Annotated in this window: 25 protein-coding genes and 2 tRNA genes; 18 read left to right on the top strand and 9 right to left on the bottom strand. The window is 68.1% G+C overall.

Translation table 11 applies throughout. The features are described from left to right. Positions 1 to 109: 109 nt before the first annotated feature. Genes gpt through fabI form a run of 3 tightly spaced genes read right to left on the bottom strand, consistent with a single transcriptional unit; the run spans position 110 to position 2056 of the window. Positions 110 to 607 carry a xanthine phosphoribosyltransferase gene (gene gpt / locus FE811_RS07970; RefSeq protein ID WP_036751800.1) on the bottom strand — a complete coding sequence of 166 codons (498 nt, stop codon included), beginning with the start codon at positions 605 to 607 and terminating at the stop codon, positions 110 to 112. Positions 608 to 616: 9 nt separating this feature from the next. After that, the gene (locus tag FE811_RS07965; RefSeq protein ID WP_116222904.1) at positions 617 to 1219 is read right to left on the bottom strand and encodes a LysE family translocator; all 603 of its coding nucleotides are present in this window, start codon (positions 1217 to 1219) and stop codon (positions 617 to 619) included. A gap of 9 nt (positions 1220 to 1228) precedes the next feature. Further along, positions 1229 to 2056: an enoyl-ACP reductase FabI gene (gene fabI, locus FE811_RS07960; RefSeq protein ID WP_036751796.1), complete on the bottom strand. Its 828-nt coding sequence runs from the start codon at positions 2054 to 2056 to the stop codon at positions 1229 to 1231. 83 nt (positions 2057 to 2139) lie between these two features. On the opposite strand from fabI, the gene pdxH reads away from it, so the two are divergent. The 4 genes from pdxH (at position 2140) to FE811_RS07940 (ending at position 4163) form a co-directional block, all read left to right on the top strand. Beyond that, the gene (gene pdxH / locus FE811_RS07955; RefSeq protein ID WP_116222903.1) at positions 2140 to 2802 is read left to right on the top strand and encodes a pyridoxamine 5'-phosphate oxidase; all 663 of its coding nucleotides are present in this window, start codon (positions 2140 to 2142) and stop codon (positions 2800 to 2802) included. Positions 2803 to 2933: 131 nt separating this feature from the next. After that, positions 2934 to 3527, top strand: coding sequence for a cold-shock protein (locus FE811_RS07950; protein WP_024844983.1), 594 nt, complete (start codon positions 2934 to 2936; stop codon positions 3525 to 3527). Continuing rightward, positions 3524 to 4018 carry a DUF192 domain-containing protein gene (locus FE811_RS07945; protein ID WP_036751792.1) on the top strand — a complete coding sequence of 165 codons (495 nt, stop codon included), beginning with the start codon at positions 3524 to 3526 and terminating at the stop codon, positions 4016 to 4018. The genes FE811_RS07950 and FE811_RS07945 overlap by 4 nt, the downstream gene beginning before the upstream one ends. A gap of 68 nt (positions 4019 to 4086) precedes the next feature. Further along, a tRNA-Pro gene (locus FE811_RS07940) sits at positions 4087 to 4163 on the top strand. 367 nt (positions 4164 to 4530) lie between these two features. Here the strand turns inward: FE811_RS07940 and FE811_RS07935 are convergent. Next, positions 4531 to 4728, bottom strand: coding sequence for a hypothetical protein (locus FE811_RS07935; protein WP_116222902.1), 198 nt, complete (start codon positions 4726 to 4728; stop codon positions 4531 to 4533). Positions 4729 to 4899: 171 nt separating this feature from the next. Between FE811_RS07935 and FE811_RS07930 the strand changes: the two genes are divergently transcribed. Next, on the top strand, positions 4900 to 6156 hold the full coding sequence (locus FE811_RS07930; RefSeq protein WP_036751790.1) for an aspartate kinase: 1257 nt from the start codon (positions 4900 to 4902) through the stop codon (positions 6154 to 6156). Between the two features lie 31 nt (positions 6157 to 6187). Then, entirely contained in the window at positions 6188 to 8431 is a 2244-nt protein-coding gene (gene ptsP / locus FE811_RS07925; protein WP_036751788.1) for a phosphoenolpyruvate--protein phosphotransferase, read from the top strand. Positions 8432 to 8819: 388 nt separating this feature from the next. On the opposite strand, the gene FE811_RS07920 is transcribed toward ptsP, so the two are convergent. Together FE811_RS07920 and FE811_RS07915 are read right to left on the bottom strand one after the other, a co-directional pair. Beyond that, positions 8820 to 8896 (bottom strand) — tRNA-Arg (locus tag FE811_RS07920). Positions 8897 to 8989: 93 nt separating this feature from the next. Continuing rightward, entirely contained in the window at positions 8990 to 10420 is a 1431-nt protein-coding gene (locus FE811_RS07915; protein WP_116222901.1) for an ATP-binding protein, read from the bottom strand. Between the two features lie 238 nt (positions 10421 to 10658). Here FE811_RS07915 and rpmH point away from each other — a divergent pair, with 238 nt between their 5' ends. The 10 genes from rpmH (at position 10659) to FE811_RS07865 (ending at position 19093) form a co-directional block, all read left to right on the top strand. Next, complete coding sequence (gene rpmH / locus FE811_RS07910; RefSeq protein WP_011747211.1) at positions 10659 to 10796, top strand: 50S ribosomal protein L34; 138 nt, start codon at positions 10659 to 10661, stop codon at positions 10794 to 10796. Between the two features lie 32 nt (positions 10797 to 10828). Next, positions 10829 to 11272, top strand: coding sequence for a ribonuclease P protein component (gene rnpA / locus FE811_RS07905; protein WP_036751784.1), 444 nt, complete (start codon positions 10829 to 10831; stop codon positions 11270 to 11272). After that, positions 11269 to 11511 (top strand): membrane protein insertion efficiency factor YidD, encoded by a 243-nt coding sequence (gene yidD, locus FE811_RS07900; RefSeq protein ID WP_036751782.1) that lies wholly within the window; start codon positions 11269 to 11271, stop codon positions 11509 to 11511. Before rnpA ends, yidD begins: the two co-directional genes overlap by 4 nt. Before the next feature lie 45 nt (positions 11512 to 11556). After that, complete coding sequence (ttcA, locus tag FE811_RS07895; protein WP_116222900.1) at positions 11557 to 12450, top strand: tRNA 2-thiocytidine(32) synthetase TtcA; 894 nt, start codon at positions 11557 to 11559, stop codon at positions 12448 to 12450. Between the two features lie 60 nt (positions 12451 to 12510). Beyond that, positions 12511 to 13791 (top strand): EAL domain-containing protein, encoded by a 1281-nt coding sequence (locus tag FE811_RS07890; RefSeq protein ID WP_116222899.1) that lies wholly within the window; start codon positions 12511 to 12513, stop codon positions 13789 to 13791. Between the two features lie 405 nt (positions 13792 to 14196). Then, positions 14197 to 16104 (top strand): membrane protein insertase YidC, encoded by a 1908-nt coding sequence (gene yidC, locus FE811_RS07885; RefSeq protein WP_072461572.1) that lies wholly within the window; start codon positions 14197 to 14199, stop codon positions 16102 to 16104. Then, complete coding sequence (locus tag FE811_RS07880) at positions 16101 to 16859, top strand: MOSC domain-containing protein (RefSeq protein WP_116222897.1); 759 nt, start codon at positions 16101 to 16103, stop codon at positions 16857 to 16859. Before yidC ends, FE811_RS07880 begins: the two co-directional genes overlap by 4 nt. Continuing rightward, positions 16856 to 17506 (top strand): ribosome biogenesis GTP-binding protein YihA/YsxC, encoded by a 651-nt coding sequence (gene yihA, locus FE811_RS07875; RefSeq protein ID WP_036751778.1) that lies wholly within the window; start codon positions 16856 to 16858, stop codon positions 17504 to 17506. The genes FE811_RS07880 and yihA overlap by 4 nt, the downstream gene beginning before the upstream one ends. A 61-nt stretch (positions 17507 to 17567) precedes the next feature. Further along, positions 17568 to 18467: an acetylglutamate kinase gene (gene argB / locus FE811_RS07870; RefSeq protein ID WP_036751776.1), complete on the top strand. Its 900-nt coding sequence runs from the start codon at positions 17568 to 17570 to the stop codon at positions 18465 to 18467. Positions 18468 to 18574: 107 nt separating this feature from the next. Further along, positions 18575 to 19093 (top strand): histidine phosphatase family protein, encoded by a 519-nt coding sequence (locus FE811_RS07865; protein WP_036751774.1) that lies wholly within the window; start codon positions 18575 to 18577, stop codon positions 19091 to 19093. On the opposite strand, the gene FE811_RS07860 is transcribed toward FE811_RS07865, so the two are convergent. Together FE811_RS07860 and FE811_RS07855 are read right to left on the bottom strand one after the other, a co-directional pair. Further along, positions 19090 to 20055 (bottom strand): 1-phosphofructokinase family hexose kinase, encoded by a 966-nt coding sequence (locus tag FE811_RS07860; RefSeq protein ID WP_036751848.1) that lies wholly within the window; start codon positions 20053 to 20055, stop codon positions 19090 to 19092. The two genes, FE811_RS07865 and FE811_RS07860, sit on opposite strands and share 4 nt — an antisense overlap. After that, entirely contained in the window at positions 20055 to 20462 is a 408-nt protein-coding gene (locus tag FE811_RS07855; protein WP_036751772.1) for a metallopeptidase family protein, read from the bottom strand. Before FE811_RS07855 ends, FE811_RS07860 begins: the two co-directional genes overlap by 1 nt. A 78-nt stretch (positions 20463 to 20540) precedes the next feature. Here FE811_RS07855 and gltX point away from each other — a divergent pair, with 78 nt between their 5' ends. Beyond that, positions 20541 to 21866, top strand: coding sequence for a glutamate--tRNA ligase (gene gltX, locus FE811_RS07850; RefSeq protein ID WP_116222896.1), 1326 nt, complete (start codon positions 20541 to 20543; stop codon positions 21864 to 21866). 804 nt (positions 21867 to 22670) lie between these two features. Further along, the gene (gene tig / locus FE811_RS07845; RefSeq protein ID WP_036751768.1) at positions 22671 to 24005 is read left to right on the top strand and encodes a trigger factor; all 1335 of its coding nucleotides are present in this window, start codon (positions 22671 to 22673) and stop codon (positions 24003 to 24005) included. Between the two features lie 185 nt (positions 24006 to 24190). Here tig and FE811_RS07840 read toward each other — a convergent pair whose 3' ends face one another. Next, the gene (locus FE811_RS07840; protein WP_116222895.1) at positions 24191 to 24925 is read right to left on the bottom strand and encodes a hypothetical protein; all 735 of its coding nucleotides are present in this window, start codon (positions 24923 to 24925) and stop codon (positions 24191 to 24193) included. Positions 24926 to 24988: the final 63 nt, after the last annotated feature.

The raw sequence follows: 24988 nt of genomic DNA, 5'->3' as shown, positions 1-24988 counted from the left end.
GACTTCCCCTGGGACGACGGGCCGTGTCCGGTCCGCCATCCGATGATGCGCCACAAGCATGTCCGGGGCAATCCCGAAGGACCGACCGCCCGCGCCATGCCGCGTGGGGTCAGTCCTCGCCGCGATAGGGCTGGACGTATTGCAGCGCCATGTCCCAGGGAAAGAAGATCCAGGTGTCCTGGCTGACCTCGGTCACATAGGTCTCGACCATGGGCCGGCCCTTGGGCTTGGCATAGACGGTGGCGAAATGCGCCTTGGGATACATGGTGCGCACATGTTCCAGCGTGCGGCCCGAATCGACCAGGTCGTCCACCACCAGGATGCCGTCGCCGTCCAGCATCACCGCCGGGTCGGGGGCCTTCAGCACCGTGACCTCGCCGCGTTCCTGCCCGCCCTTGCCGCGATAGGACTTGACCGAGATCGTGTCGATCACCCGCACGTCAAGTTCGCGTGCGACGATCATCGCCGGCACCAGCCCGCCGCGGGTGATGGCCAGGATCGCGCGCCAGGGGCGATCCTCGAGCCGCCAGGCCAGCGCGCGGGCGTCGCGGTGCAGCTGGTCCCAGCTGATGTGGAATCCGCGTTCATGGGGCAGGCGATCGTTCATGCTGGCTCCTTAGTGGTTGACGATCAAAAGCAGGCCCAGCAGCGCCATGGCGATGCCGGCGGCCCGGTCGATCCAGAACTTTGCCGCAAAATAGCGCGCGCGCATGACGGCTGTCGACATCAGAACGGCCACCAGCGCATACCAGAACAGCTCGGTCGCAAGGCAGATGCCATAGATCAGCGCCTGGCGCGCGATCCCCATCGGCTCGGGAAAGACCGACAGGATCAGCGCGGCATAGAACAGCGCGGGCTTGGGATTGGAAAGATTCAGCGCGATCCCGCCCCAGAAGCCCTTGCTGGCGCCGCCCGCCGCCGGCGGCAGCGGCAGGGTCGAGGCGCGCCACAGCGCCCAGGCGAACCAGAGCAGGTAGAAGCCGCCGAAGATCTTGAGCGCGACGAACAGCGCCGGGTGCAGCCGGAACAGCACCGCGAGGCCGGCCAGGGCGAAAAAGCACCACAGCGAGGCGCCGGTGGCCAGCCCCAGCGCATAGGGCAGGGCGCGGGCGCGGCCATGCAGGAAGGCGGTCTGCACCGTGGCGATGATCGCCGGCCCCGGCGTCAGGATCGCCAGCGTCAGCGCCGAGACAAGCGCGATGACCTGTTCGGCGCTCATCGCGGGGGATCAGTCCTTTTTCGTGGTGGCGATGTCGGGGGCGTCCACGGCCTTCATGCCGACGATGTGATAGCCGGAATCGACGTGGTGCGTCTCGCCCGTCACGCCCGAGCCCAGGTCGGACAAAAGATAGACCGCCGACTTGCCGACATCGTCGATGGTGACGTTGCGGCGCAGGGGCGAGTTCAGCTCGTTCCATTTCAGGATATAGCGGAAATCGCCGATGCCGCTGGCGGCCAGCGTCTTGATCGGCCCGGCCGAGATGGCGTTGACGCGGATGCCGTCCTTGCCGAAATCCTCGGCCAAGTAGCGCACCGAGGCCTCCAGCGCGGCCTTGGCGACGCCCATGACGTTGTAATGCGGCATCACCCGCTCGGCCCCGTAATAGGTCAGGGTCAGCATGGCGCCGCCGTTCGGCATCATCGCGGCGGCGCGGCGCGCGACGGCGGTGAAGGAATAGACCGAGATGTCCATGGTCATCAGGAAGTTGTCGCGCGTGGTGTCGGCATAGCGGCCGCGCAACTGCTCCTTGTCGGAAAAGCCGATGGCATGGACGATGAAGTCCAGGCTGTCCCAGCGCTCCGCGATGGTCGCGAACAGCCCGTCGACCGAGGCCTCGTCGGCCACGTCGCATTCGGCCAGCAGGTCCGAGCCGATCTGCGCGGCCAGCGGCTCGACCCGGCGCTTCAACGCCTCGCCCTGATAGGAAAAGGCCAGCTCGGCACCCTGTTCGGCCAGCGCCCTGGCGATGCCCCAGGCGATGGACTTGTCGTTCGCCAGGCCCATGATGAGGCCGCGGCGACCCTTCATCAGCCCATTCCCGCCGTCACTTGACATGATGCTGCCCCTCGCGCTTCTTCGGTTTTCAGCAGGATTAGGACAAGTGCATGGAGGCATCAAGTGTCGGCAAGCAGGCAGCCATGAGCGACCGCAGCGGAATTTTCGCGGGCGACGACCCCTTTGCCATCGCCCGCAGCTGGTTGGCCGAGGCCGAAAGGACCGAGCCGAACGACCCCACCGCCATGGCGCTGGCCACCGTCGACGCCGTGGGCATGCCCGATGTGCGCATGGTGCTTTTGAAGGATATCGAGGGCGCGGGGGCGGAGGGCTCCTTCGTCTTCTATACCAATCACGAAAGCGCCAAGGGCAGCCAGATCGAGGCGACCGGGGTCGCTGCCTTCGTCATGCACTGGAAGTCCCTGCGCCGGCAGATTCGCGTGCGCGGCAATGTCACCCGCGTCGAATCCGACCTGGCCGACGCCTATTACGCCTCGCGTCCCTTGCAGTCGCGCATCGGCGCCTGGGCCTCGCGGCAAAGCCGGCCGCTGGCCAGCCGCGGCGCGCTGATGGGCGATGTGGCGCGGCTGGGAATCAACCTGGGATTGAATCCGCCACGCCCGCCGCATTGGGGCGGCTATCGAATCCACCCGGTCCAGATCGAGTTCTGGGCCGATGGCGCCTTCCGCCTGCATGACCGTTTTCGTTGGACAAAACGAGGTTTTTCCGGCGAAAACTGCGAGGCAGAGGACAATAGTCAAGAAATTATTCAAAGTTTATGGCAAGTCTGCCGTCTTAGCCCTTGATGCGGGTTCGCGATTTATCCATGGTATGGAAAACCTGACCAATCCGGCTCCACCTTCGTTCAGACGGGATCGAAGGGCGCGGGACCGGAGTTTCGGGTGGTTTCTGGTTTTCTAACGGGTGACAGGACGACATGGAAGAAGACGACGAGCAACAGCGCAAGATTGCGGGCGTCGTGAAATGGTTCGATGGCAGCAAGGGCTTCGGTTTCCTGACCGATCCCGAGGGTGGTGCCGACATTCTTCTGCACGCCAACGTGCTGAGGAATTTCGGCCAGAGCTCGGTTGCCGAGGGCTCTCATGTGGTTGCCATCATCCAGAAGACGCCGCGCGGCATGCAGGCGGTCGAGGTGCTGGAGATCACGCCGCCCGCCAGCGAGCCGATGCCCGCCATCGCCGATCTGTGTTCGGCCACGCCGGAAGAGATCGCGCAGCTGCCGCTGCTGCCGGCGCGGGTGAAATGGTTCGACAAGGCCAAGGGCTTCGGCTTTGCCAATATCTTCGCCGAAAAGGCCGACGTGTTCCTGCATGTCGAGGTCTTGCGCCATTCCGGCTTTGCCGATCTGGCCGTGGGCGAGGCGATCGCGCTGCGCGTGGTCGATGGCCGGCGGGGGATGATGGCCGCACAAATCCTGTCCTGGGAGAAAGCCGCGATCGAGGCGCGGCAGACACAGCCGGGGGGAGCGGCCGCGCTCGCTAAATTGCGGCTGGTCGCGGGCGCGGTATGAAGTTGCGGGCCGTTTCGGTTGTTCTTGCTCTTCTTGTCATAAATCAATCACCGGCCCTTGCGGCCACCTGCCACCCCGACCGGGCGCTGTTCCAGGGTCGGGGGAAGCCGGTCGAGATCGCGGTCGAGATCGCGGACAGCGACGAGGAACGCGCACGGGGCCTGATGTTCCGCCGCGACCTGCCGGCGGGGCAGGGCATGCTGTTCATCTACGAATCGCCGCAGCCGGTCAGCTTCTGGATGCGCAACACGCAGATCGCGCTGGACATGATCTTCATCGATGCGCGGGGCGAGGTGCGCCACGTCCATCCCATGGCCCGGCCGCTGGACGAGACGGCGATTCCCGGCGCCGCGCCCGGCGATCCCGCGCCCGAGCGGCTGATGGTGCTGGAGGTGCGCGGCGGCGACGCGGCGCGGCTGGGCATCCATCCCGGCATGGTGCTGTCGCATCCGCGCCTGCCGCAGCAGGATGCGCTGGCGCCCTGCGACTGAAGGCGCGGGCGGCGCGTCAGTTTTCCCTTTCCCCCCGCGCGGTCAGCCGCTAGACAGCGCGGCAGGTCCGGGGCGTAGCGCAGCCTGGTAGCGCGACGGTTTTGGGTACCGTAGGCCGGAGGTTCGAATCCTCTCGCCCCGACCACTTCCTGCTTTCCCGCACGGGTCCGGCGGCCGCCTCGGCGGATTCCTGCCGAAAAAGCCAGCGTGACTTTGCCGCATCAGCGCCGCTTCATGACTGGATGGGCGTCCCGTTGTTTTCAGGGCGTCACATTCGTCTGATCGAAGGTGTTTTGATGAGTATGCGAGGTTCTCATGAACGCTTGGTGGAGCGCGTCCGTCTGCATCAACCGGACACTTGGGGGACAGCAATCAGAGCCGCTTTGCTCGCGCGTCTATCGTCAGCCGCCGTCGCCCTGGCGCAGCGCCTTCATGGCGCTGATGGACTGCATCTTTTCCGAAACGGCCCATTGCGAGACCATCCATAGCCGCTGGCGCGACCGCCGCGGTGCCTAGCTTTTGGCGGCAAGCTGCCGCTCCAGCTGCTCCAGCGCGGCGATGGTGGCGTCGTAGCTGTTGCCGGCCTTGGGAAAGCGCGCCTTGCGGCCGCGATAGAAGGCCAGCCATTTCGGCAGCTCGTCCAGCGGATAGGTGGCCGACCAGATCTTGCCGGTCAGCGTAAAGGTGGATTCGTCATGCGTCACTTTCATGCCGCCCTTTTGCGGCCCCGCGCCCGCCGCTTCAAGATCCCGGCCGCGCTGGCGGCGGGACGGGCAAAATAATGCACCGGAAAGTTCGGGAAACGCCTGCCGCCCCTTGTTCTTTTCCCGTCCCGACCCTAGAAGGCCCCCCTGAAAACTGGTGATGCTGGGGGCAAGGGAATGCCGCTTCTGGTGATGAAATTCGGCGGCACCTCGGTTGCCGACCTGGACCGCATCAAGAACGCAGCGCTGAAGGTTCAGCGCGAGGTCGAGCGTGGCTATGACGTGATCGTCATCGTCAGCGCCATGTCGGGCAAGACGAACGAGCTGGTCGGCTGGGTCGAGGCCACCTCGCCGCTGTTCGACGCGCGCGAATACGACGCCGTCGTCGCCTCGGGCGAGAATGTCACCGCCGGGCTGATGGCGCTGACCCTGCAGGAGCTGGGCGTGCCCGCGCGCAGCTGGCAGGGCTGGCAGGTGCCGATCAACACCACCTCGCAGCATTCGGCGGCGCGCTTCGTCAGCATCCCGCGCCAGAACATCGACCAGAAATTCGCCGAAGGCATGCGCGTGGCCGTGGTCGCGGGCTTCCAGGGGCTTGGCACCGACAACCGCATCACCACCCTAGGCCGGGGCGGCTCGGACACCACCGCCGTCGCCTTCGCCGCCGCCTTCGGGGCCGAGCGCTGCGACATCTATACCGACGTGGACGGGGTCTATACCACCGATCCGCGCATCACCTCCAAGGCGCGCAAGCTGAAGAAGATCGCCTTCGAGGAGATGCTGGAACTGGCCAGCCTGGGGGCCAAGGTTCTGCAAACCCGCTCGGTCGAGCTGGCGATGCGCTACAAGGTCCGCCTGCGGGTGCTGTCCTCGTTCGAGGAAACCGACGAGAACAGCGGCACCCTGGTCTGCGATGAGGATGAAATCATGGAATCGAAAGTCGTCAACGGCGTCGCCTATTCCCGCGAAGAGGCCAAGATCACCCTGGTCACGGTCGAGGACCGCCCCGGCATCTCGGCCGCGATCTTCGCGCCCCTGGCCGAGGCCGGCGTGAACGTGGACATGATCGTCCAGAACATCTCGGAAAAGGATTATGAGGATCACCCCGGCTCGGTGACCGACATGACCTTTTCCTGCCCGGTGAACCAGGTCGCCCGCGCCCGCAAGGCGATGGAGGATGCCAAGGCCGCCGGCCATATCGCCTATGACGACCTGGTCGTGGACACCGAGGTCGCCAAGGTCTCGGTCGTGGGCATCGGCATGCGCAGCCATGCCGGGGTCGCCGCGCGCATGTTCAAGGCGCTGGCCGATGAAAACATCAACATCAAGGTGATCTCCACCAGCGAGATCAAGATTTCGGTGCTGATCGACCGCAAGTATATGGAACTGGCGGTTCAGGCGCTGCATGATGCCTTCGAACTGGAAAAGCCCTGAATCCGGGCCGATAGGCTGAAGCGGGAGGATTATGCCCGAACGCAAGGACAGCGACTCGCGCAAGCTGCTGCGGCGGCTGCGCGAAACCTTGGCCGCCCCTGGGGGCGGCCAGGACCGTCTGGACCAGATCACCCATCACATCGCCGATTCGATGGGGACCGAGGTCTGCTCGATCTATCTTTTCCGCGACCCCGCCACGCTGGAGCTTTGCGCCACCGAGGGTCTGAAGCCCGAATCGGTCCACAAGACCCGGCTGCGCCTGGGTGAGGGGCTGGTCGGCCGCGTCGCCCGCTCGGGCCGGCACGTGAACACCGCCAATGCCCCGGCCGAGCCCGGTTTCCGCTACATGCCCGAGACCGGCGAAGAGGTCTATTCCAGCTTCCTGGGCGTGCCGATCCAGCGCGTGGGCGAGCGGCTGGGCGTCCTGGTGGTGCAGTCCCGCGATGCCCGCCAGTTCAACGAGGACGAGGTTTACGGCCTGGAGGTCGTCGCCATGGTGCTGGCCGAGATGGCCGAGCTGGGCGCCTTCCTGGGCTCGCAGGCGGACAGCCTGCCGCTCCAGCACCGCTTTCCGGTCATGTTCCGCGGCTCGACCGCGCAGGAGGGCGCGGCCGAGGGCCGTGTCTGGCTGCACGAGCCGCGCGTCGTGGTCACGAACCCGGTCGCCGACGATCCGCTGAAGGAAAAGGCCCGGCTGATCGAGGCGGTGGCCATGCTGCGCACCACGGTCGATTCCATGCTGGCCGCCTCGGACATGGGCTCGGGCGATTCGGCCGAGGTCATGGAAACCTATCGCATGTTCGCCCATTCCCGCAGCTGGCTGCGCCGGATGGAAGAGGCCATCGAGCTGGGGCTTTCGGCCGAGGCGGCGGTGGAAAAGGAACAAAGCCAGGCCCGTGCCCGGCTGGAAAGCGCCGCCGATCCCTATCTGCGCGACCGGCTGCACGATCTGGACGACCTGTCGAACCGGCTCTTGCGCATCCTGACCGGGCAGGGCCGCGACACCGGGGCCGAGATGCCCGACGACCCGATCCTGGTCGCCCGCAACATCGGCCCGGCCGAGCTGCTGGATTACGGCCGGCGCCTCAGGGGCGTGGTGCTGGAGGAGGGCTCGGTCGGCAGCCATGCCGCCATCGTGGCGCGGGCGCTGGCGATCCCGCTGGTGATCCATGCCGAGCGCGTCACCTCCGAGGCGCTGAACGGCGACCTGATCCTGGTGGACGGCGACATGGGCACCGTGCATCTGCGCCCCGAGGAATCGGTCGCCAAGGCGTTCCGCGACAAGATGGCGATGCAGGCCGAGGCGCAAAAGCGCTATGCCGGGCTGCGCGACCTGCCCGCCACCGCGAAATGCGGCACGACGATCCAGCTTTACATGAATGCCGGGCTGATGGCCGACCTGCCCAGCCTGGAAAGCTCGGGCGCCGAGGGGGTGGGGCTGTTCCGCACCGAGTTGCAGTTCCTGACCCGCACCCGCGTCCCCCGCCGGGGCGAGCTGGCGGCGCTCTATGCGCACGTGCTGGACAATGCCCATGGCAAGCCGGTGATGTTCCGCACGCTGGACATCGGTTCGGACAAGGTGCTGCCCTACATGAAGCCGCAGGACGAGCCGAACCCGGCCATGGGCTGGCGGGCGATCCGCGTGGGCCTCGACAAGCGCGGCGTGTTGCGGATGCAGCTCCAGGCGCTGATCCGCGCCGCGGTGGGGCGGCCGCTTTACGTCATGTTCCCCTTCATCACCGAGATGGGCGAGTTCGAAGAGGCGCACAAGCTGTTGATGGAGCAGCTGGCGCGCGAGCAGCGGCTCGGCCATGCCATGCCCTCGGACATCCGCGTCGGCGCGATGCTCGAGACGCCCTCGCTGGCCTTCGCGCCGAAGAAGTTCTTCGAGATGTGCGATTTCATCTCGGTCGGCGGCAACGACCTCAAGCAGTTCTTCTTTGCCGCCGACCGCGAGAACGAGCGGGTGCGGCGGCGCTATGACACGCTGAACAGCTCGTTCATCTCGCTGCTCGACCAGATCGTGCGGCGCTGCGACGAGGCGCGGGTGCCGGTCTCGTTCTGCGGCGAGGATGCCGGACGCCCGATCGAGGCGGTGACGCTGGCGGCGCTGGGTTTCCGGCGGCTGTCGATGCGCCCGGCCTCGATCGGGCCGGTCAAGCACCTGATCCGGCGCGTGGACCTGGGCGAACTGAAGCGGCTGATCGACGACGCCCGCACCCTGGGCGAGACGAACCTGCGCCGCTGCATCACCGACTGGCTGGCGCGGCAGTAGCCGGCCCGCCGGCCGCGCCGTATCGCGGTCGGAGGGCCGTCGCAGGCCACCGCCGCGGCGCTGCCTGCGCCGAATCGCGATGCCGCAAGGCCGAGGTTTTCGGCGCCCATAGTCTTGCTATGACACCACAGGGAGCCACGGTCCATCGCGACGTCCCGGACCCTGCACCGGCGCGCCCGCCGGACAGGTCCGGGCTTTCAAGCATCTTTGGCAGCCGCGGTCGGTGGGCGCCATGCCGCGCCCTCTTTCGACCGCAAGCACGAACTGGCCGGGCGCCCGGCTTTGGCCGAAGCGCGGGACGCCGATTTGCCGCTGCGTGCTCGCCTGCACAGGCCAAACCTCGAAAGACAAGGCCGCCCGAAAGGGGCAATGATGTCTGGAAATTCAATGGCGGACCCGGAGCGATTCGAACGCCCGACCCCCAGATTCGTAGTCTGGTGCTCTATCCAGCTGAGCTACGGGTCCGCTGTGAGCCGGTGATTTAGAGTGAGCGCCGGGGGGGCGCAAGGCCAAAACGACCCGTGTCGAAAACTTTTTTGGAAAACCCGCGGGTGCGGCCTAGCCCGCCGTCGCCTCGGCCTGCGAGGCCAGGCCCGCCAGCTCGCGCGGCAGGTGCAGGATGAACTGCGTGCCCTCTTCGTCGCTGCGCAAAAGCTCCAGCCGGCCGCCGTGGTTGCGCACCAGGTCGGCGGCGATGGCAAGGCCAAGCCCGGTGCCGCCCTTGCGCGAGCCGCCCGAGAACGGCTGGAACAGGAAATCGCGCGCCTTCTTCGGCAGGCCGGGGCCGGTGTCGCCGATGCGGATCCACCATTCCTGCTCGTCCTCGCCGGCGCCGATCTCGATGGTGCCGGGCCGGCGCGTGGCCTCGATCGCCTGGCGGGCATTGCGCACCAGGTTCGACAGCACCCGGAACAGCTGGTCGCGGTCGGCGCGAATCGTCAGGCTCGATGGCACGTCGGTCAGGAATTCGATCGGCTCGGCGCCCTCGGGATGGTCCGAGGCCAGCGCCTCGCCCTCGGTCACTTCGCCCACCAGCGCCGAAAGGTTGAAGCGCGACAGCGAGGGCGCCGGCTCCTCGGCCTTGCCGAAGGCCAGCGTCGTCTCGCACAGGTTCACCGCCCGGCTGATCGAGTTCACCAGCTTGGGCGCGGCGCGGCGCACGGCCGGGTCGGCGCTGGTTTCCAACCGATCGGCGAATATCTGCGCCGTGGTCAGGATGTTGCGCAGGTCGTGGCTGATGCGCGCCACCGCCTGGCCCAGCTGCGCCAGCCGCTCCTTCTGCTTCAGCGCCGAGGTGACGGTGCGCTGCATGGCGGCAAGCGCGGTCTCGGCCTCGTTCAACTCGGTCAGGCGCGCGTCGGGGGTGATGATCGAGCGCGCGTCCTCGGGGGCGCTGGCATAGGCGGTCATGTGGCTGATGACGCGCCGGATCGGCACCAGCAGCAGCCGCTGCGCCGCCAGGTTCAGAAGCAGCGCGGTCAGGACCGAGAAGGCGGCCGAGATCAGCAGGAGCCGCAGCCCGTAGTCGATCATCTCGTTGCGCAGCCGCTGGGTGTCGGTGGTGATCTCGATCAGCTGCCCGGCCTGGTTCACCGGCGCGCCGATGACCCGGATCACCCGGTTCTGCGGATCGGCCAGCTGTGCCAGCCCGTCGCGGATCGAGGTCCAGAACGGCTGTTCGCGCAGATCGTAGGTCGCCGCGATCGGCCCCGGAATCGGCGAGGACAGCACCAGCTGGCGCACGTCGTTGCGCCGCAGCACGACGTTGAAGACGCCGGCGTTCTCCAGCAGTTCCGATTCGAGGTCCGCGGCCAGCGATTCGTCGGTCGCCAGCAGCGCAAGGCTGGCGATCTGCGCGCGCTCCAGCCGCGATTCCAGGAAATCCAGCCGATAGTTCGCGATCGAGGGCAACAGGATCAGCAATTCGGCCAGAAGCACGAAAATGCCCGTGATCACCGCGAATCGGCCCGATAAGCTATTCAGGGACATGGTCGGTTCTGCTATTCCCCTCGTCGCGGCGCCGTTGCATCACATAGTGGCTGACATTGTGCAGTTCAAACCTGCGTGACATGGTCCCGGTTCCCCCGAACCTGCCGCAGCCGCGAAATCCTTTCAATGTGGTTGACTTGGGCTGCGGGGGCGACTATCCAGCGGGCCTCGAATGACCGGCGCGTCCTGCGTGGGCCGATGGCCCATACCCTGACCCGCCCCGACCCGGAGTTGAAAGATGTCGAAACGCACCTACCAGCCGTCGAACCTGGTTCGCGCCCGCCGCCACGGCTTTCGCGCGCGCATGGCGACCAAGGGCGGCCGCCGCGTGATCAACGCCCGCCGCGCCAAGGGCCGCAAGACCCTCAGCGCGTAAGCCCGCGCGCCGCAGGGCGTGGGCTTGCCGTGATGGACAGCACCCCCAAAGCCGCCGCCGCTGACCGGACCCGCGCAGATGCGATGCCGGACAGGGCGGCTTCTGCTGTTTCGGGGCCGCGGCTGGAAACCCTGCGCAAGCGGGCGGATTTCTTGCGCGCCGCCTCTGCCCGGCGGCAGGGCACGGCCGGCTTTCTGCTCCAGGCCCGCCGCCGCCCCGAGGGCGAGGCGGGGCAGGCGATCCGGGTCGGCTTCACCTGTTCGAAAAAGCTGGGCAATGCCGTGACGCGCAACCGTGCCAAGCGCCGGCTGCGGGCGCTGGCGCGCGAGGTCATGCCGGGCGCGGCGCGGCCGGGCTGGGACTACGTGCTGGTCGGTCGCCCCGGCGCCACGGTCGAGCGCGGCTTTGCCGAGCTGCGCGCCGATCTGGCGGCGGCGCTTTCTCGGGTGCATGGCGCGCGGGGGGATGGCACGTGACCCCGCTGGCGCATCTTCTGGCGCTGCCGGTGCGGGCCTATCGGCTGGTGGCCAGCCCCTGGGTCGGGCATGGCTGCCGCTTCCAGCCGACCTGCTCGGCCTATGCGCTCGAGGCGCTCGAGCGGCATGGCGCGGCCAAGGGCGGCTGGCTGGCGGCCCGGCGGGTCTGCCGTTGCCATCCCTGGGGCGGGCATGGCTTCGACCCGGTGCCGGGCAGCGAGACGACGCCGCAGGACTGAGGCGGCGCTTTCATCAGGGCGCAAGGGCGCGACAAGGATCGACAGATGCGGGACGAGACCGGCGAAACCCAGGACCATGAGGCGGAGGAGATCCATCCGCTGTTTCGCGGGGCGTCCGGCTCGACCGAGTTCCGCAAGCTGCGCAAGCGCCTGGTGCGCGAGACCCGCGCCGCGATCGAGACCTATGACATGATCCGCCCCGGCGACCGCTGGCTGGTCTGCCTGTCGGGCGGCAAGGACAGCTATACGCTGCTGGCCGTGCTGCACGAGCTGAAATGGCGCGGCCTGCTGCCGGTCGAACTGCTGGCCTGCAACCTCGATCAGGGCCAGCCGGGTTTTCCGGCGACGGTGCTGCCGCAGTTCCTGACCGAGCGCGGCGTGCCGCATCGCATCGAATACCAGGACACCTATTCCATCGTGAAGGAAAAGGTGCCCGCGGGCCGGACCTATTGCAGCCTGTGTTCGCGGCTGCGGCGCGGCAATCTCTATCGCATCGCCCGCGAAGAGGGCTGCCAGGCCGTGGTGCTGGGCCATCACCGCGACGACATCCTGGAAACCTTCTTCATGAACCTGTTCCACGGCGGCAGGCTGGCCTCGATGCCGCCGAAGCTGCTGAACGAGGAAGGCGACCTGAACGTGTTGCGCCCGCTGGCCTTCGTGGCCGAGGCCGATTGCGACCGCTTCGCCCGAGCGATGAACTATCCGGTGATTCCCTGCGACCTTTGCGGCAGCCAGGAGGGCTTGCAGCGCATGCAGGTCAAGAAGCTGCTGGACGAATGGGAAACGCGGGCGCCCGGCCGGCGCCAGGTCATGTTCCGGGCGCTGATGAACGTGCGCCCCTCGCATCTGCCGGACCCCAAGCTGTTCGATTTCACGTCGCTGATACCGGACATGTCGGATTTTAGCGAAAAAGACGTGCCGATCCTGCGCGAACATTAACGGAACGAAAAGCTTCGTCGGCCTAGGTTGCGATCCGTGCAACAAGATTCGGATCAGGCAATGGCTTACGGAATCGCTGGGGCTGCCTCGGGGCTGGCAAGGCTGGTCAGGGGGCAGGGTGCGGCGCAGTGCAGAACCCGGCTCGCGCTGGTGCTGCGGGTCGAGAATGTCGAGATGCTGCGCGCCAGCATCGGCCCCGCCCTGCTGGAGCAGATGCTGGACAGGCTCTTGCTGCGGCTGGTGGCGGAGCTGCGGCTTTTGCCGCAGGGCCGCAGCCAGGGCTGTGGCGAGATCCTGGGGCTATTCGCCATCGGCCGCCAGCAGGCGGTGCCGGGCCTGCTGGCGCGGCTGCAGGCCATCTGCGCGGAGGGGATCGTGCTGCCGGACCTGCGCATCTGTCCGGTGATGAACGCCGCCATCGTCAGCGACGAGGCCGGCCGGCAGGAGGCCGCGGCGCTTTACGCCCATGGCCGCATGGCCTTGCAGGGGCTGAGCCCGTTTTCGGCCGCGGGCCAGATCCGCTTCGTCGAGACGGGGGCGCAGGTCGAGCCGGGCGGGCTGGCGGTCTCGGCGCTCGACCGGGTGGGGGTGCTGTTCCAGCCCCAGCTTTGCTGCGACACCGGGCAGGTCCGGGCGCTGCGGGCCTTGCCGCGGATGCGGATGGACGATGGCGAGGGCTGCGATCTGGCCGAGGTGGCGCCTCGGCTCGACGACGCGGTGCTGGGGCAGGTCGTGGCCGAGCTGCTGCGCCAGGCTTTCGCCGGCCTGCGCGGCTGGGATCGCCTGGGCAGGCCGGTGCCGCTGCTGTCCCTGCCGCTGTCCGACCGCATGCTGGGCGATGCCGCCATCGCCGACACGATCCTGTGGGAACTGGACCGCAACGACCTGGCCCCGCAGCGGCTGGAAATCGAGGTGAGCGAGCCGATCGGCCGCGGCGGCGGCCGCATGCCGGTGACCGCCAGCCTGCAGCGCCTGACCGCCGCGGGCTGTTCGCTGGCCCTGGGCGGGTTCGGCACCGGCAGCGCCGGCCTGGACGACCTGCGCCGCTTCGGCATCGGCCGGGTGCGGATCGGGCGCGAGTTCATCGCCGGCTGCGACCTGCGTGCCGACCAGCAACGCATGATCCTGGCCATCCTGGCCCTGGCGGAACACCTGGGCCTGGCGACCGTCGCCGACGGGGTGGCCACGCAGGAAGAGAACGCCTTCCTGGCCCAGATCGGCTTCAACGCGGTGCAGGGACCGGCGGTGGCGCTGCCGCTGGACGCATCGGCGGTGGACGATTTCCTGCTGGACCGCGACCATGCGCTGCCCGCGCCCTTCGAGCTGCGCCGCAAGGCATGAAGGCCGGGGGCGGTCGCGCCGCCGGGGGCAGGCTTGGCCCCGCGGGCGGCATGCGCCGAACGCCATCTGACCGCCCCGCCTCATGCGGGACTGGCAAGCTTCGCCCGCGCGGGGCATGCGCTTCGCTGGCCGGGAGCCGAAGGGCGGCTTCACGCCGGCAAGCTTCGCCCTTACGCACGCCATGCGCCTGGGCGCCAGGACGCGCCTTGGCGGCGGCCCGGCAAGTCAGGGGCCGGACGGACAGACCGGACGGGCCGAGTCGAATAGGGGGTCGGGACAGGCGGGGCGTCGCGTCGGGATGGAAACCGACCCGGTTTTCGGGCAAATTCCCTTGACCTTTGCCAGTCGCTTCTGTTGAAGCGGCCCGAACCCTCAGACTGGGTGACGACGAAGGGCTGGTCCGGCATGCAAGACAACAACCGCAACCTCATCCTGGCGATGGTGCTTTCCGCCCTCGTCATGCTCGTCTGGTCGATCTTCTTCGCCCCCGAGCCGGTGCCGCCCGCGCAGGATACGGTGCCGGCCAGCACCCAAGGCGCAGCCCAGCCCGAGACCGGAGCCCCCGCGACGCCCGGCGCGGTGCCGCAGGGCGCGGCGCCGGAACTGGAAGCCGCGGCAACGAGCAGCGACCCTTCCGCCAATGCCGGGCGGGTCAGGATCGAATCCCCTTCGCTCGCGGGCACGATCTCGCTGGCGGGCGGCCGCGTCGACGACCTGGAACTGACCGGCTATCACGAGACGCTGGATCCCCGCTCGCCCTTTGTCCGCCTACTGTCGCCAACCGCGCAGACCACCGTGCGGGCCGAAGGCAGCCCGGTCGCGCCGGGCGGCAATGCCGAGGTCGCGGTGCAGAAACCCTATTACGCGGTCTATGGCTGGATGCCGGCCGCCGGCACCGATCCCGCCCTGGTCCCCGGCCCGGCCACGGTGTGGGAGGTCGAATCCGGCTCGACCCTGGCCCCCGGCCAGCCGGTCACGCTGCGCTGGGACAATGGCGCCGGCCAGATCTTCCGCCGCACCTATGAACTGGACGACAAGTTCCTGTTCACCGTGACCCAGACGCTGGAAAATACTGCGGCCGCCCCCTTCTCGGCGGCGCCCTATGGCATCCTCGCGCGCCACGGCAAGCCCGACACCCAGAACTTCTTCGTCCTGCACGAGGGCGCGGTCGGCATGACCGACGGCAAGCTGCTGGAAGAAAAATACAAGGACATGGCCAAGCTCGACCCGCTGCCGGGCGAGGGGCCGGCGCAGCTGATCGAGGTGCAGGAAAACGGCTGGATCGGCTTTACCGACAAGTACTGGATGACCACGCTGGCGCCTGCGCCCGGCCAGTCCTTTACCGCGGTGGTGAAATACGCCCCCGGCGCCGACATCTACCAGGCCGAGGCGCGGATGCCGGTGCAGACCGTCGCCCCCGGCGCGACCGCCACCAGCGCGAGCTATCTGTTCGCCGGCGCCAAGGTCTGGGAGGTCATCAACGGCTACCAGGAAGCCCCCGGCATCGACCGTTTCGTCGATTCGATCGACTGGGGCTGGTTCTATTTCCTGACCAAGCCGATCTTCCGCCTGCTGCACTGGCTGCACGGCATGATCGGCAACATGGGCTGGGCGATCATCGCGCTGACCTTCGTGCTGAAGCTGTTGGTCTTCCCGCTGGCGCGCAAGTCCTACATCTCGATGGCCAAGATGAAGGAACTCCAGCCCGAGATGGAGGCCGTCAAGCAGCGCACCGGCGACGACCGCATGAAGTTCCAGAAAGAGGTGATGGAGCTTTACAAGCGCGAAAAGGTGAACCCCGCCGCGGGCTGCCTGCCGGTGCTGCTGCAGATCCCGATCTTCTTTGCGCTCTACAAGGTGATCTTCGTCACCATCGAGCTGCGCCACGCGCCCTGGATCGGCTGGATCCGCGACCTTGCCGCGCCCGACCCGTCCAGCCTGTGGAACCTGTTCGGCCTGTTGCCCTGGGCGGCGCCGGGCCAGGGCAGCTTCCTGCACAGCTTCACCCTGCCGGTGCTGGCGATCCTGCTGGGCATCTCGATGTGGATGCAGCAGAAGCTGAACCCGGCCCCGACCGATCCGGCGCAGAAGATGATCTTCGCCTGGATGCCCTGGGTGTTCATGTTCATGCTGGGCGGCTTTGCCTCGGGGCTGGTGCTGTACTGGATCACCAACAACACCATCACCATCATCCAGCAGTACACCATCATGTCGATGCACGGCCACCGGCCCGACTTCTTCGGCAATATCCGCTCCAGCCTGCCGTCGCGGGCCAAGGCTGGGGACAAGGGCGGGGACAAGGGCGGCAAATGACCGCCCGCGTCGCCCGGATACGCCGGCACCCGATCAAGGCGATCGGCGGCGAGGATCTGCCCCGCACCCGGCTGGATGCGGCGCGGCGCCTGCCGGGCGACCGGCTCTGGGCGCTGCTGACCGAAGGGGGCGAGCGTCACGCCGGCGCGGTGCCGCAGCGTTGGCTGCCGAAATCCTGCTTCCTGCGCGGCGCGGCCTCGGCCGGGCTGCAGGCCGTTTGCGGCGGCTGGGGCGAGGGGGCGGAAGGCGGCCGCATCCGCCTGACCCATCCCGACCTGCCCGACCTGGACTTCGACCCCGAGGCCGAGGGGCCGCGGCTGGTCGAATGGGTGCGCCCGCTCTGGCCCCAGGACAAGCCGGCGCCGACGCGGCTGGTGCGCGGCCCGACCGGCTGGACCGACGTGAGCCAGCCCTGGATCTCGATCCTGTCGCTGTCGAGCCTTGCCGATCTGGAAGGGCGGCTGGGCCAGCCCCTTGGCATCGAGCGCTGGCGCGGGAACCTGTGGCTCGAGGGCTGGGCGCCCTATGCCGAGCGCGAGCTGATCGGCCATGTGCTGACCCTGGGCGGGGTCGAGCTGCGCGTGACCGAGACCATCGGCCGCTGCCCGGCGACCAGTGCCGACCCGACGACCGGCCGCATCGACATCGACATGCCCGAGGCGCTGGAGGCCCAGTTCGGCCATCGCGACTTCGGCATCTATGCCGAGGTGGTGACCGGCGGCGACATTGCCCTGGGTGACGAGGTGCGCGCATGAAGGTTGCCTTTCCCATCGCCCCCGAGCCCGATGCAGAAACCGCCGAGGCAGCGCGCAAGCTGTTCGCCGGCCCGGTCGATTTCCTGAAGGGCGTCGTCGCCATGGACGGGCTGCCGCCCGCCGACCGGCCCGAAGTCTGCTTTGCCGGCCGCTCGAATGTCGGAAAGTCCAGCCTGATCAACGCGCTGACCGGCCGCAACGGCTTGGCCCGCGCCTCGAACACGCCGGGCCGCACGCAAGAGATCAACTATTTCACCCTGGGCGAGCAGGCCTATCTGGTGGACCTGCCGGGCTATGGCTTTGCCAAGGCCCCGGTCGCGGTGGTGGCGAAATGGCAGGCGCTGCTGAAGAACTACCTGGCCGGCCGGCCGACCCTGCGCCGCGCCTTCGCGCTGATCGATTCGCGCCACGGCGTGAAGGACGTGGACCACGAGATCATGAAGCTGCTCGACCGCTCGGCCGTGCCTTTCCAGGTGGTGCTGACCAAGGCCGACAAGATCGGTGCGCAGGCCATGGAGGCGACGGTCGCGCAGGTGCAGGAGGCGCTGCAAAAGCACCCCGCCGCCTATCCCGAACTTGTGATCACAAGCTCGGACAAGGGGCAGGGCATCGCCACCTTGCGCGCCATCATAGCCGCTCTGGACTGATCGGCGCCCGCGTCCTAGGGTCGGGTGCGACGAACAGGGGCCCCTGATGAGAAAGCAGAACATGAACCGTGACTGGATCGCCACCGCCCGCACTCTTTCGGAAGCGCTGCCCTATATGCAGCGGTATTCGGGCGCGGTGGTGGTGGTGAAGTTCGGCGGCAATGCCATGGGCGACGACGAGGCGATGGCCGAGTTCGCCCGCGACATCGTGCTGATGCGGCAGGTGGGCATCCATCCGGTCGTCTGCCACGGCGGCGGGCCGATGATCAACGACCTGCTGGGCCGGCTGGGCATCGAAAGCCGCTTCGTGCGCGGCAAGCGCGTCACCACCCGCGAAACCGTCGAGGTGGTCGAGATGGTGCTGTCGGGCCTGGTCAACAAGCGCATCGTGCAGGCGATCAACGATGCCGGCGGCCGCGCGGTGGGGATTTCCGGCAAGGACGACGACCTGATGGTCTGCGAGCCGGACGACCCGGAGCTGGGCTTCGTCGGCCGCCCGGTCGAGATGAACGTGCAGATCATCCGCGACCTCTACAACGCCGGGCTGATCCCGGTCATCGCCCCGGTGGCGACGGGGATGGAGGATAACGAGACCTTCAACGTCAACGGCGACACCGCCGCGGGCGCGATCGCCGGCGCGCTCAAGGCCGACCGGCTGCTGCTGCTGACCGATGTCTCGGGGGTCAAGGACGCCTCGGGCGAGGTGGTGACGGCCATGCATCCCGACCAGGTGCGGGCGATGATCGCCGAGGGCACCATCGCCGGCGGCATGATCCCCAAGACCGAAACGGCGCTGAAGGCGCTGGAGGAAGGGGTGCGCGCCGTGGTGATTCTGGACGGGCGGGTGCCCAATGCCTGCCTGCTGGAACTGTTCACCGAACATGGCGCCGGCTCGCTGATCCGCTCGACCGAGCCGCGGGTCAAGCCGCGCGGCTTGCGCCAGGGCGACAGCGGCCTGTGAGCGGCGCGACGTTGCGCCCCAAAGAGAAGGCTTGCCCGCCCCGCGGAAGCTATGGCAGGCTCGGCGACGTCGCGTAATCTTAACCGCATGGCCGAAAAGGCAATTCGATGACTCCACTCGGGCACTGCCGTCTGATCCTGACCCGCCATGCGAAATCGTCCTGGGACGATCCGGCGCAGCCCGACCATGATCGGCCGCTGAATGCGCGCGGCCGCCGCTCGGCCCGCGAGCTGGGCGACTGGCTGGCCAGCCGCGGCTACGAGCCCGAGGAAGTGCTGTGCTCGACCGCCGAGCGCACGCGCGAGACCTGGGCCGGCATCGCCATGGCCCCGCTGGAGGTGCGGCCGCATATCCGCTACGAGCCCGGCCTTTACCACGCCGCGCCCGAGAAGATGCTGGAGATCCTCCGCAGCGCCTCGGCGCCGACGGTGATGATGATCGGCCACAATCCCGGCATCGCAGAATTTGCCGGTATGCTGCCGGCGCGCGCGCCGCTGGACCCGGATTTCCGCCGCTATCCGACGGCGGCGACGCTGGTCGTCGATTTCCAGATCGACGACTGGTCGGAACTGGCCCCGGCGCAGGGCAGCGTGCTGGACTTCGTGCGCATGGACGGCCGCGGCTAGCGCGGCCCCCGCATCTGCGTCACCACGCGGGCGGCGAACAGCCGCTCGACATCCTCGCCCCGGCACAGCTCGGTCGCCGGCGTCTGCACCGCGGCCGAGGCGGCGGCGGCCGCCAGCCCCAGCGCCTCGCCGACCGGCCAGCCGCGGGCATGGCCCAGGGTGAAGCCGGCAAGGAAGCTGTCGCCGGCGCCGACCTTGCTGACCACCTGCACCCGCGCGGCCTCGGCATGCCAGATGCCCTGGTCGGTGGCGATGATATTGCCGTCGCGGCCGCGCGCCACGATCACCCCATGCGCCGCCCCCGAGGCGACGAGGCTGGCCGCGAAACCCGCGGTGTCGGCGCGATAGGGCAGGGGATGGCCGGCCAGGCCCGCGGCCTCTTCGTCGTCCATGCGCAGGATCTCGACCCGGCGGTCGGTGGCGGCGGCGACCTCGGCCAGCGCCGGCCCCGAGGTGTCCACGACCAGCCGCGCGCCGGTCCCGCGCAGCCGCTCGGCCAGAAGCGCGGCAAAGCCCGCCGGCACGCCCGGCGGGTTCGAGCCGGACAGCACCACCAGCGCGCCGGGCTTGGCGGCGTCGGCGGCGGCCTCCAGCGCGGCCTCGACATCGGCCGCGGACCATTCCGGGCCGGGCATGACAAAGCGGTATTGCTGGCGGATGGTGCGGTCGTCCACGGTCAGGGACTGCCGCGTCTCGCCCGGTGCGGGCAGGGTCATCAGCGGGACGCCGGTTTCCGCCAGCAGTTCGGCGATGCGCTGCCCGGTGGCGCCGCCAAGCGCGACCAGCGCCGTGCTGTCGCCGCCCATGGCGCGGATCGCGCGGCTGACGTTGATGCCGCCGCCGCCCGGATCAAAGCGCGGCGCTTCGCAGCGCAGCTTGATGTCGGGCACCACCTGCCGCACGCCCGTGGTCACGTCCAGCGCCGGGTTCAGCGTGATGGTCAGGATCGGCGCCTGCTCCATCATTCCCACCAGCGGTCGATCGCGGCGATGTCGTCGTCGGACCAGCCGAAGTGATGGGCGAATTCATGCACCACGACATGGGCGACCAGCTGGCCCAGCGTCACGTCCCCGCGACTGGCCCATTCGTCCAGGATGGCGCGGCGGAACAGCCAGACCGTGTCGGGAAAATGCTGCGGGTCGCTGGGCGATTTCTCGGTCATCGGCACGCCGTCGTAAAGCCCGGTCAGCTCCAGCGGGTCGTCGATCTCCAGCTCGTCCAGGAATTCCTCGCTGGCGAAATCCTCGATGCGCAGCACCACCTGGGCGGCGGGACCGGCGAATGCCGGCGGCAGGCCGGCGATGGCCTCGCGCGCCAGTTCCTCGATCATGGCCGCGTCGGGGGCCTCGGCATTCTTCCAGTCCAGCATCGGCTTACCTCTGTCTTTGGTCCCGATATGGACAAAAACCGCCGTTTGTGAAAGAGCGAAGCCGACAGGAGACCTCCCATGACCACCACCCGTTTCGCCCCTTCGCCCACCGGCCACATCCATGTCGGCAACCTGCGCACGGCGCTGATGAACTATCTGATCGCGCGCAAGGCGGGCGGCACCTTCATCCTGCGCCTGGACGATACCGACCGCGAGCGCAGCAAGCAGGAATATGCCGACGGCATCCAGCGCGACCTGGAATGGCTGGGCCTGACCTGGGACCGGATCGAGCGGCAGTCGGACCGCCTGGACCGCTATGCCCAGGCGGCCGAGGGGCTGCGCGCCGCCGGCCGGCTCTACGAGGTGTTCGAGACCCCGACCGAGCTGGACCTGAAGCGCAAGAAGCAGCTCAACATGGGCAAGCCCCCGGTCTATGACCGCGCCGGGCTGAAGCTTTCGCCCGAGGACAAGGACCGCCTGCGTGCTGAGGGCCGCGCCGGCTATTGGCGCTTCCTGCTGGACCAGGAGCGGATCGAATGGGCCGACGGCATCCTGGGCGAGATCTCGATCGACGCGGCCAGCGTTTCGGACCCGGTGCTGATCCGCGCCGATGGGCAGGTGCTTTACACCTTCGCCAGCTCGGTCGACGACGCCGACATGGGCGTGACCCATATCGTGCGCGGTGCCGACCACGTGACCAATACCGCGACGCAGATCCAGATCATCCGTGCGCTGGGGTCCGAGCCGCCGGCCTTTGCCCACCACAGCCTGCTGACCGGCGCGCAGGGCGAGGAACTGTCCAAGCGCCTGGGCACGCTGTCGATCCGCGACCTGCGCGAAAGCGGCGTGGCGCCCGAGGCGCTGTTGTCGCTGATGGCGCGGCTGGGGTCGTCGCAGCCGGTCGAGCTGCGGATGTCGCTGGACGAACTGGCCGAAGGGTTCGACTTGTCGCAATTCGGCGCCTCGCCCACCAAGTTCGACGCCGAGGATCTGTGGCCGCTGACGCGCGAGGCGAACCAGTCGCGCCCCCTTGCCGAGGTCAGGGACCGCATCGCCGCGCTTGGCGTGCCCGACGAGCTGGCCGAGCGGTTCTGGCGCGTCGCCTCGCAGAACATCACCCGGCTGGACGACCTGGCCGGCTGGTGGCAGATCTTCTCGCAGGGGGCCGAGCCGCAGATCGATCCCGAGGACGCCGATTTCATCGCCGAGGCGATGAAGCTGCTGCCGCCGCCGCCCTATACCGACGCGACCTGGGGCGAGTTCACCAATGCGGTCAAGCAGGCGACCGGCCGCAAGGGCAAGGGCCTGTTCATGCCGCTGCGCAAGGCCCTGACCGGCCAGGCGCATGGGCCGGACATGTCCGAGGTCATGCCGCTGTTGCAGGTCGTGCGCGCGCGCGGCTGAGCCCGCGGCGGACCCCATGCGAAAAGGCCGCCTGCAGGGGCGGCCTTTGCCGTTTCAATGTCGATTCAAGGCCGACCGGACCCTGCTGCGAGAGGGGGCCGGTTTCGACCTTTTTGTCTGATATATCCAGATGCGGGAATCGCCAGGGGCGAGTCGGGCCGAACCATGCCCAATAATGACGCAACCAGGACAGAGGGAATCCCGCAATCCCTTGCCGGCGCACAACCGGGCGGGAACAAGGATGCGCACCCGCCCGGTCAGTTTTGAACACATGACCAAAGAACCGTTTACCGAGGTTAACAAACAACCGCTTACGCAACGATGCCTGTATGCACCGCCGGGGCGGGGAAGGGAATATATCCATAAGTTAGGTTGCGTTTGCTGACCTAATAATGGCAGTCCGTTGATATTCCGGCGGCTGCAACTTGCGGCTGCAAGACGGGCCTCCTGGCGGAAGATCGCTCATCCCGGTTGCCCTTGCGTCAACCGATCCGGGCGCATGGGCTAGGGTGGATGAGGCGATAATGCACAATTCAACCAAGAGGTGTGGCGGCGCTTTTCGCTCTCGCGTCGGGGGCGGGGGGGCTGGGCGGTTTCTGGCAGGATACCTGGCGGCGCGCGGCTTGCGACGGCGCGCGAAACCCGGCGGGAGGGCGGCGATTCCCGCCTTCCTCCTTGCTATGCGGGCCGAAATCCCATAGCTAGCGCGCTGAAACAGGCGGAGGCGCGGGACGGCAGGTTCCGGCGCCGGCGAGGCTGTAATGCCTCGGACCCGCACGATGGTTCGTGGATGAAGGAAGACAAATGCAGGTCAAGGAAACCCAGAACGAAGGGCTGAAGCGGGGCTATGAATTCACCCTGCCTGCGGCCGATCTGGCGGCGCAGGTGGATGCGAAGCTGAAAGAGGCCCAGCCCGAGGTCGAGATGAAGGGCTTCCGCAAGGGCAAGGTGCCGATGGCGCTGCTGAAGAAGCAGTTCGGCCAGCGCATCATGGGCGATGCCATGCAGGAGGCCATCGACAAGGCGCTGCGCGACCACCTGGAGAAATCGGGCGACCGTCCCGCCCTTCAGCCCAAGATCGAAATGGTCAACGGCGAGACCTGGAAAGAGGGCGACGATGTCGTCGTCACCGTCGCCTATGAGGCGCTGCCCGCCATCCCGGAAACCGACCTGTCCGGCGTCGAGCTGGAGCGGCTGGTGGTGGAGGCCAGCGAGGAGCAGGTGACCGAGGCGCTGGAGAACCTGGCCAAGAACGCCCAGAGCTTCGAGGACCGCAAGAAGGGCACCAAGGCCAAGGACGGCGACCAGGTCGTGATCGACTTCAAGGGCATGGTCGACGGCGAAGCCTTCGAGGGCGGCTCGGCCGAGGATTATCCGCTGGTGCTGGGCTCGGGCAGCTTCATCCCCGGCTTCGAAGAACAGCTGGTCGGCGCCAAGGCCGGCGACGAGATCAAGGTCGAGGTGAAATTCCCCGAGGATTACGGCCATCCGGCCCTGGCCGGCAAGGACGCCATCTTCGAGACCACCGTCAAGGCGGTGAAGGCCCCGAAAGCGGCCGAGATCGACGACGAACTGGCCAAGAAATTCGGCGCCGAAAGCCTGGACGCGCTGAAGGGCCAGATCCGCGAGCGGCTGGAGGCGGAATACAAGGGCGCCTCGCGCCAGGTTCTCAAGCGTGCGCTGCTGGACAAGCTGGACGAGCTGGTCAAGTTCGACCTGCCCGATTCGCTGGTCGAGGCCGAGGCGCATCAGATCGCGCACCAGCTCTGGCACGAGGAACACCCCGAGGAGCATGGCCATAACCATGGCGAGATCGAGCCGACGGACGAGCACAAGACGCTTGCCGAGCGCCGCGTCCGCCTGGGCCTGCTCTTGGCCGAGATCGGCCAGAAGGCCGAGATCACCGTCTCGGACCAGGAGATGACCCAGGCCGTGCTGCGCCAGGCGCGTCAGTATCCCGGCCAGGAGCGCGCCTTCTTCGAGTTCATCCAGCAGAACCCGCAGGCGCAGCAGCAGCTGCGCGCGCCGCTCTTCGAGGACAAGGTCGTCGACCATATCGTCGAGGGCGCCAAGGTTTCGGAGAAATCCGTGACCAAGGAAGAGCTGGAAAAGGCCATCGAGGCGCTGGATCAGCTCTGATCCGCTGCCTTGCCGCGAAAAGAAGGGCCGTCCCGCGGGGGCGGCCTTTTTCATTGCCGCGCCCCGCTGGCCAGGGCGGGGCGCGGGGCGCGGTGGCGCAGATGGGTATTTATGCAACGAAGAAGCCGGACAGCCGAGCCGCAGCGCGCTGCTGGCGGCACCGGCTGGTCAAGGGCCGTTCCGCGTCAGAGCCGGTGAAGGCGCGGGTCGTGATCGGCCGGGCCGCCGGGGTCCGGGCCCTCCATCGGGTCGTGCAGCAGCGGGTCGTCGCGCAGGTCCGGCATATGCGCCTCGCGGCGCGGCTTGCGGGGTTGCGGCGCGGGTTTGCGGTCGATGATGTCGCGGATGATCGCCGCGGCATCGCCGAATTCCTGCACGATGGCGCTGGCCTGGCCCGCGACCGAGCGGAAGCCGGTCACGGCGGCGGTCAGCGCCTGCATCACGTTCTCGACGCCGCTGGTCAGGTTGGCGGTATTGGCCTCGACCTCTTGCAGCAGGCTTTGCCGCGGCGGGCGGCGCCGGCCCTGCGGGACAGGCCGGGCGGGTTGCGCCTTGGGCCTGGGCTCGTGCGGGGCTTTCGGGGCCTGGCGCGGGGTGCCTGCGCCGCGCGGGCGGGCGGGGCCGTCGTCGTCCGAGACCAGGTCGATCAGGTGCCGCGCCGCGATCACCGTGCCGGCGGTCAAGGTCGCGGCCACCAGCCCGGTGCCGCCCCAGACCAGCCATTTTGCCCCGCGCGAGGGGCGCGGCCATGGATGGCTGCCGTCGGGCGAGACATCGCCATGCGGCGGGATGCGGCGCGATTCCACCGGGCCCGGTGGCCGGCGATGCCCCTCGGGGACCGGGCGGGGACCGAAGCGGGTCTGGCTGGTCTCGTCGGCCGGGGTACGGGTGATGGGCGGCTGGTCGTCCTGGTGATGCATGCCGGCAAATCCTCTGGCGAAGGGCGCTTTGCGTTTCAACCCCGCAGCCCGGCGAATGTTCCG

Origin of the sequence: Paracoccus sp. FO-3 (assembly GCF_006386455.1) — a bacterium.
Classification (GTDB): domain Bacteria; phylum Pseudomonadota; class Alphaproteobacteria; order Rhodobacterales; family Rhodobacteraceae; genus Paracoccus; species Paracoccus versutus.
The sequence above is the reverse complement of the archived record's forward strand: the minus strand, read 5'-3'. Positions and strand labels throughout refer to the sequence as shown.